The following is a 6,928-nucleotide window of genomic DNA, read 5'->3' on the forward strand; positions in this document are numbered from 1 at the left end:
GTGGGCCGGGAGTGGTGAAAGAGGGACGGCCCGGGACCTCTTGGGCGAGGGTCGCGATCCGTCGGTAGCGGGTATAGGCGACGAACATCAGGGCCGGGGCCGGGGCCAGCAAGCTCCAGTCAAGGCCCCAGTCAAGGCCGGGGTCAGGGGGGAGGGGCGCCGGTACGGCCGGGCCCGGATCCAGGAGGCTGGCGGCGATCAGGGCCAGCAGGGCCAGGGTGATCGGGAGGGTCCTGGCCATCGACGACGTCCTGCTCCTGAGGCAAAAAGTTAGTCCCACCGCTCCGGGGAAGGGTGGCTGCCTAGGATTGACGGCTCGCCCTGTCGTTGCGGACACGGCTGCTGCACGGGTGACACGGCAGCTCCTCGGCAGGCCCCCGCTGCCGGCGTCCTTAGGCTTGTTCCCTCCAAGCCCGTTCCAGCTCCGTTTCAGCAGCCCCAACCCGGCCTATGTCCTCCTCCGTCCCCGTCTGGCCCCACCGCGACAGCTCCACCCCTGGCCCTGGCGAGTCGGATGCCTGTGGGGTGGGTTTCCTGGCCCACCTCGAAGGGGTGGCCAGCCACTGGGTGCTCCAGCAGGCCCTGCGGGGCCTCCGTTGCATGGAGCACCGGGGCGGCTGCGGCGGCGACGGCGACTCCGGCGACGGGGCCGGCCTGCTGACCGCGATCCCCTGGAGCTACCTGGAGGCTGTCTGGCCGGCGGCCGCCGGCTCCACAGCGATCGTGCGGGGTCTGGGGATGCTGTTCCTGCCGGCGGATCCCGACCGCCGCGACCAGGCCCGCCGGATCTGTGACGAGGAGGCCGAACGCCTCGGGCTGCTCAGCCTCGGCTGGCGGCAGGTGCCGGTGGTTCCCGAGGTGCTCGGCCCCCTGGCGCGGGAGAACGCCCCGGCCATCGAGCAGTGGCTGCTGGCCGCCCCCGATGCGGTCCCCGGCGTCATGGCCGACGTCGACGCCCTCGAGTCCCTGCTGTTCCGCCTGCGGCGCCGCGCCGTCGACCGGGTGCGGGAGGTGTGGGGACCTGACACCACCGACCTCTATTTCGCCTCGATCAGCGCCCGCACCGTCGTCTACAAGGGCATGGTGCGCTCGGAGGTGCTCGACGCCTTCTACGCCGACCTCCGTGACGAGCGCTTCAGTGTCGCCTTCGCGGTGTACCACCGCCGCTTCAGCACCAACACCCTGCCCCGCTGGCCCCTGGCCCAGCCGATGCGCCTGCTGGGCCACAACGGCGAGATCAACACCCTGCTGGGCAACATCAACTGGGCCAGGGCCGCCGAATCCCATCTCGAGGCCGTCTGGGGGGATGCCGCCCGGGACCTGCGGCCCCTGGTCAACGCCGCCTTCAGCGATTCGGCCAACCTCGACGCCACCCTCGAACTGATGGTGCGCAGCGGCCGGCCGATCACCGACAGCCTGCTGACCCTGGTGCCGGAGGCCTTCCGCGATCAGCCCGAACTCGACGAACGGCCGGCGATCAAGGCGTTCTACGAATACAGCGCCTGCCTGCAGGAGCCCTGGGACGGCCCGGCCCTGCTGGTCTTCAGCGACGGCCGCATGGTGGGAGCCACCCTCGACCGCAACGGCCTGCGGCCGGCCCGCTACTGCATCACCAGCGACGGCTACGTGGTGATGGGCTCGGAGACGGGCGTGGTCGAGCTGGAGGAGTCCCGGATCATCGAGAAGGGCCGCCTCGGCCCCGGCCAGATGCTGGCCGTCGACCTGGAGCAGCACCGGCTGCTGCGCAACTGGGACGTGAAGGAGGAGACGGCGGCCCGGCTTCCCTATGCCGGCTGGCTGCTCGACCATCGCCGCAGCCTGTGCCCCGGTGTGTGGGAGCAGGAGCGCACCCTGGGTGAACTGGAGCTGCTTCAGCAGCAGACCGCCTTCGGCTTCACCGCCGAGGACCTCGATCTGGTGATCGAGGACATGGCCGGCCAGGGCAAGGAGCCCACCTACTGCATGGGCGACGACATCCCCCTGGCGGTGCTCTCCTCCAAGCCCCACCTCCTCTACGACTACTTCAAGCAGCGCTTCGCCCAGGTCACCAACCCGCCGATCGACCCGCTGCGCGAGAAGCTGGTCATGAGCCTGGAGATGCACCTGGGCCGGCGTGGTTCGGCCCTGCGGCCCGATGCCTCCGGCGCTGCCGTGCTCCACCTCACCACCCCCGTGCTCAACGAGGCGGAACTGGAGGATCTCGGCGGCCACGGCCTCGGGCTCACCACCCTCTCCACGCTCCTGCCGGTGGCCAGCGGCCCCGACGGCCTGGAGCAGGCCCTGCACCGCCTCTGCTTCGAGGCGGAGGCGGCCGTGCGCAGCGGCAGCCAGATCCTGGTGCTCTCCGACCGCGCCGATGGCGGCATCAGCGCCGGCACCACGGCCATCCCCCCCCTGCTCGGGGTGGGGGCCGTGCACCACCACCTGCTGCGGCTCGGCCTGCGCCTGCAGTGCTCCCTGGTGGTCGACACTGCCCAGTGCTGGAGCACCCACCACCTCGCCTGCCTGATCGGCTACGGCGCCAGCGCGGTCTGCCCGTGGCTCACCTGGGAGACCACCCGCCACTGGCTGGCCCACCCCCGCACCCAGTCGATGATCGAGCGGGGCAAGCTCCCCCGCCTCGATGCCGCCACGGCCCAGGCCAACGTGCGCAAGGCCCTGGAGGAGGGGCTGCGCAAGATCCTCTCCAAGATCGGCATCTCCCTGCTGGCCAGCTATCACGGCGCCCAGATCTTCGAAGCCATCGGAATCGGTGCCGATCTGATCGATCGGGCCTTCACCGGCACCACCAGCCGGGTCGCCGGCCTCAGCCTCCAGGATCTGGCCAGCGAGACCCTGGCGTTCCATGCCAAGGCCTACCCGGAGCTCAACCGCACCAAGCTGGAGTTCATGGGCTTCGTGCAGTACCGCACCGGCGGCGAGTTCCACCTCAACAACCCGGAGATGTCCAAGGCCCTGCATGCCGCCGTGGCGGCGGGCCCCGGCTACGACCACTTCTCCACCTACCGCACCCTGCTGGAGAACCGCCCGGTCACGGCCCTGCGGGACCTGCTCGAACTGCGCCCGGCCCCGACGCCACTGCCGATCGAGCAGGTGGAGAGCGTGGAGAGCATCTGCAGCCGCTTCTGCACCGGCGGCATGAGCCTGGGGGCCCTTTCCCGCGAGGCCCACGAGGTGCTGGCGGTGGCGATGAACCGCATCGGCGGCAAGAGCAACTGCGGCGAGGGCGGTGAGGATCCGGCCCGCTACCACCCCCTGTCCGACGTCGACGGCGAGGGCCATTCGCCCACCCTTCCCACCCTGCGCGGCCTCCGCAACGGCGACAGCGCCTGCTCTGCCATCAAGCAGATCGCCTCGGGCCGCTTCGGCGTCACCCCGGCCTACCTGCGCAGCGGCCGCCAGCTGGAGATCAAGGTGGCCCAGGGCGCCAAGCCCGGCGAGGGCGGCCAGCTGCCCGGTCCCAAAGTGGATACGTACATCGCCTGGCTGCGCAACAGCAAGGCGGGTGTGCCGCTGATCTCACCGCCGCCGCACCACGACATCTATTCCATCGAGGATCTGGCCCAGCTGATCCACGACCTGCACCAGGTGAATCCCGCCGCCCGGGTCTCGGTGAAGCTGGTGGCTGAGATCGGCATCGGCACCATCGCCGCCGGCGTGGCCAAGGCCAATGCCGACGTGATCCAGATCTCCGGCCATGACGGCGGCACCGGCGCCTCACCGCTGAGCTCGATCAAGCACGCCGGCAGCCCCTGGGAGCTGGGGCTCACCGAGGTGCACCGCAGCCTGCTGGAGAACGGCCTGCGCGACCGGGTGCTGCTGCGGGCCGATGGCGGCCTCAAGAGCGGCTGGGACGTGCTGATCGCCGCCCTGCTGGGGGCGGAGGAGTTCGGCTTCGGCTCTGTCGCCATGATCGCCGAGGGCTGCATCATGGCCCGCGTCTGCCACACCAACAACTGCCCGGTGGGCGTCGCCACCCAGAAGGAGGCCCTGCGCAAGCGCTTCACCGGTCTGCCCGAGCATGTCGTCAACTTCTTCGTCTTCGTGGCTGAGGAGGTGCGCCAGCTGCTCAGCGTGCTGGGGGTGGCCCGGCTCGAGGACCTGATCGGCCGCACCGAGCTGCTGGCGCCCCGCGCCATCGCCCTGACCAAGACCAGCGCCCTGGATCTCTCCTGCCTCCTGGATCCGATCCCGGCGGCCGCCGACCGCGGCTGGCTGCGGCACGACGAGGAGGCCCACGGCAATGGCCCGGTGCTCGAGGACGGGCTGCTCGCCGACCCCGATGTGCGCGCCGCGATCGAGACCCACGGGCAGGTGGTGCGCCAGCTGACGATCGTCAACACCGACCGCAGCGTCGGGGCCCGGCTGGCTGGCGAGATCGCCGCCCTGCACGGCAACACCGGCTTCCAGGGGGGCCTGGCCCTCACCTTCCACGGCGCCGCCGGCCAGAGCTTTGGCGCCTTCGTGCTCCAGGGCATGGACCTGCGTCTGGTGGGCGAGGCCAACGACTACGTGGGCAAGGGCATCAACGGTGGTCGCATCACCGTGGTGCCCCCCGCCGCGGGCCGTGACCCCGGCGCCCAGGTGATCCTCGGCAACACCTGCCTCTACGGCGCCACCGGCGGGGAGCTGTTCGCCCTCGGCCGGGCCGGCGAGCGTTTCGCCGTGCGCAACAGCGGCGCCCGCACCGTGGTGGAGGGCGTCGGTGACCATTGCTGCGAGTACATGACCGGCGGTGTGGTGGTGGTGCTGGGCAGCACCGGCCGCAACGTGGCCGCCGGCATGACCGGCGGGGTGGCCTTCCTGCTCGACGAGACCGGAGGTCTGGCGGCCCGCCTCAATCCCGAGTCGGTGGCGCTGGTGCTCCTCACCACCCCCGAACAGGAGGCCCTGCTGCTGCCCCTGCTGGAGGCCCATCTGCAGGCCACCGGCAGCGCCAGGGCGGCGGCGATCCTGGCCGACTGGCCCACCTGGAAGGGCCGCTTCCGGGTGCTGGTGCCCCCCAGCGAAACGGCCACGGTGGGTCTGGCCCAGCGGGAGGCTGTGGCGGCCTGATATCAGCGGGGGTGCTCCCGCATCAGGCGCCGCACCTCGCCGGCGTGGTAGCTGCTCCGGGTGAGCGGACTGCTCACCACCTGGAGGAAGCCCAGGTCGCCTTCCCCGTGGCGGCGGAAGCCTTCAAACACCTCCGGGGACGCGAAGCGCTGCACCGGCAGATGTTTCGGGCCGGGGGAGAGGTACTGGCCGATGGTGACGATGTCGACGGCGTGGGCGCGCAGATCGGCCATCACGGCGCGGACCTCGTCGTCGCTTTCGCCCAGGCCCACCATCAGCCCGGATTTCGTGTAGGTGCGCGGCCAGCCCTGGCGGACCCGGCGCAGCAGGTCCAGGGAGCGCTCGTAGACCCCCTGGGGCCGCACCTGCCGGTAGAGCCGGGGCACGGTCTCGATGTTGTGGTTGAGCACCTCCGGCGCCGCCGCCATCACCGCCGCCAGGGCTTCCCAGGCGCCGCAGAGATCGGGCAGCAGGATCTCGATCGTGGTGAGGGGGGATGTGCGTCGCACCGCCTCGATGCAGGCCACGAACTGGCTGGCGCCGCCGTCGGCCAGATCATCCCGGTTGACCGAGGTGATCACCACATGGCTCAGCCCCAGGCGGCGCACCGCCTCCCCGAGGCGCTCGGGTTCGGTGGGGTCCAGCGCCCGCACGCTGCGGTCGAAGTCGATGTCGCAGTAGGGGCAGGCCCGGGTGCAGCCCGGCCCCATGATCAGGAAGGTGGCGGTGCCGCCGGCGAAGCACTCGCCGATGTTCGGGCAGCTGGCCTCCTGGCAGACCGTGTTGAGCTTGAGATCGACCAGCAGATCCGCCACCGCCCCGATCCGCTCCCGCTGCGGTGCCTTGACCCGCAGCCAGGGCGGCTTGGCGGGGGCGGGCCGGGGGTCGCTGACGGTCACGGGCATCGCTGGGCTGTGCGGACTGTAGGCAGGACACTTCACACACCCGATGGGACCGGTCGGTCGCGGGCCATCCCCTAAAGTCTGGCCATCGGGATGTGGCGCAGCTTGGTAGCGCACTTCGTTCGGGACGAAGGGGCCGCAGGTTCGAATCCTGTCATCCCGATTCTTTTTCTCCTTGCCCTCAGGCCAGGTCGGCTCCTGGATAGCCCCGCGGGGTGACCATGCGGCCGTCCTGGACGCGCGTGGAGCTGTTGCCCACCAGCACCAGGGTGAGCATGTCCACCTGGTCTTCGGGCAGGGTCCCCAGGGTGTGGAGGCTGAGCGCCTCTTCGGCGCGCCCCAGCTGGCGGGCCAGCAGGACCGGCGTGCCGGCGGGCCGGCCCTCGCCCAGCAGCTCGATGGCCCGGCCCAGCTGCCACGGCCTGCCGAGGGAGCGGGGGTTGTAGAGGGCCACGACGAAATCGCCACTGGCGGCGCCCTTGAGCCGCCGTTCGATCACCTCCCAGGGGGTGAGGCGGTCGCTGAGGCTGATGGTGCAGAAGTCGTGCATCAGCGGGGCCCCGGCCCGGGCGGCGGCCAGCTGCAGGGCCGAGAGCCCCGGGTGCACCGTGAAGGCCGGACGGTCGAGCACTGGCAGCTGCAGCCAGAGCTCCAGCGCCAGGCCTGCCATGCCGTAGATGCCGCTGTCGCCGGAGGAGATCAGGGCCACGTCGAGGCCCTGGCGGGCCAGGTCGAGTGCCTCGGCGCAGCGGGCCCGCTCCTCCGTCAGCCGGCCCTCGCGGCGCAGCTGGTCGGGGCGCCGCAGGGGTTCCAGCAGATCGAGGTAGAGCCCGTAGCCCACCCACACCGTCGCCGTGGCCAGGGCCCGGCGGGCATCGCCGCTGAGCAGATCGATCGGCCCCGGACCGCTGCCCACCAGATGCAGGCTGCCCCGCTGCGGGGCCCACTGGCGCGCGGCCAGGGCCACCGCC

General features: G+C 71.4%; 4 protein-coding genes and 1 tRNA gene. 2 read left to right on the forward strand and 3 right to left on the reverse strand.

Annotated elements, in window-relative coordinates; all coding sequences use genetic code 11:
• On the reverse strand, window positions 1-241 hold a 241-nt coding region (locus VB737_RS04755; protein WP_500311576.1), incomplete at its 3' end, for a hypothetical protein.
• Window positions 242-450: 209 nt separating this feature from the next.
• On the opposite strand from VB737_RS04755, the gene gltB reads away from it, so the two are divergent.
• Window positions 451-5,055 carry a glutamate synthase large subunit gene (gltB, locus tag VB737_RS04760; protein WP_500311578.1) on the forward strand — a complete coding sequence of 1,535 codons (4,605 nt, stop codon included), beginning with the start codon at window positions 451-453 and terminating at the stop codon, window positions 5,053-5,055.
• A gap of 2 nt (window positions 5,056-5,057) precedes the next feature.
• Here the strand turns inward: gltB and lipA are convergent, their stop codons facing one another.
• On the reverse strand, window positions 5,058-5,960 hold the full coding sequence (gene lipA / locus VB737_RS04765; RefSeq protein WP_500311580.1) for a lipoyl synthase: 903 nt from the start codon (window positions 5,958-5,960) through the stop codon (window positions 5,058-5,060).
• Between the two features lie 86 nt (window positions 5,961-6,046).
• Between lipA and VB737_RS04770 the strand changes: the two genes are divergently transcribed.
• Window positions 6,047-6,120, forward strand: a tRNA-Pro gene (locus VB737_RS04770).
• Window positions 6,121-6,138: 18 nt separating this feature from the next.
• Here the strand turns inward: VB737_RS04770 and cobJ are convergent.
• Window positions 6,139-6,928 (reverse strand): precorrin-3B C(17)-methyltransferase (gene cobJ / locus VB737_RS04775; protein WP_500311582.1); only part of this gene is annotated, 790 nt, incomplete at its 5' end.

Origin of the sequence: Synechococcus sp. BA-120 BA3 (assembly GCF_034931285.1) — a bacterium.
Lineage (GTDB): Bacteria > Cyanobacteriota > Cyanobacteriia > PCC-6307 > Cyanobiaceae > Cyanobium.

Bases quoted from the DNA above. Each gene is read 5' to 3' on its own strand.
- gltB (WP_500311578.1), top strand. From the start codon at position 451: ATGTCCTCCTCCGTCCCCGTCTGGCCCCACCGCGACAGCTCCACCCCT.
- lipA (WP_500311580.1), bottom strand. From the start codon at position 5,960: ATGCCCGTGACCGTCAGCGACCCCCGGCCCGCCCCCGCCAAGCCGCCC.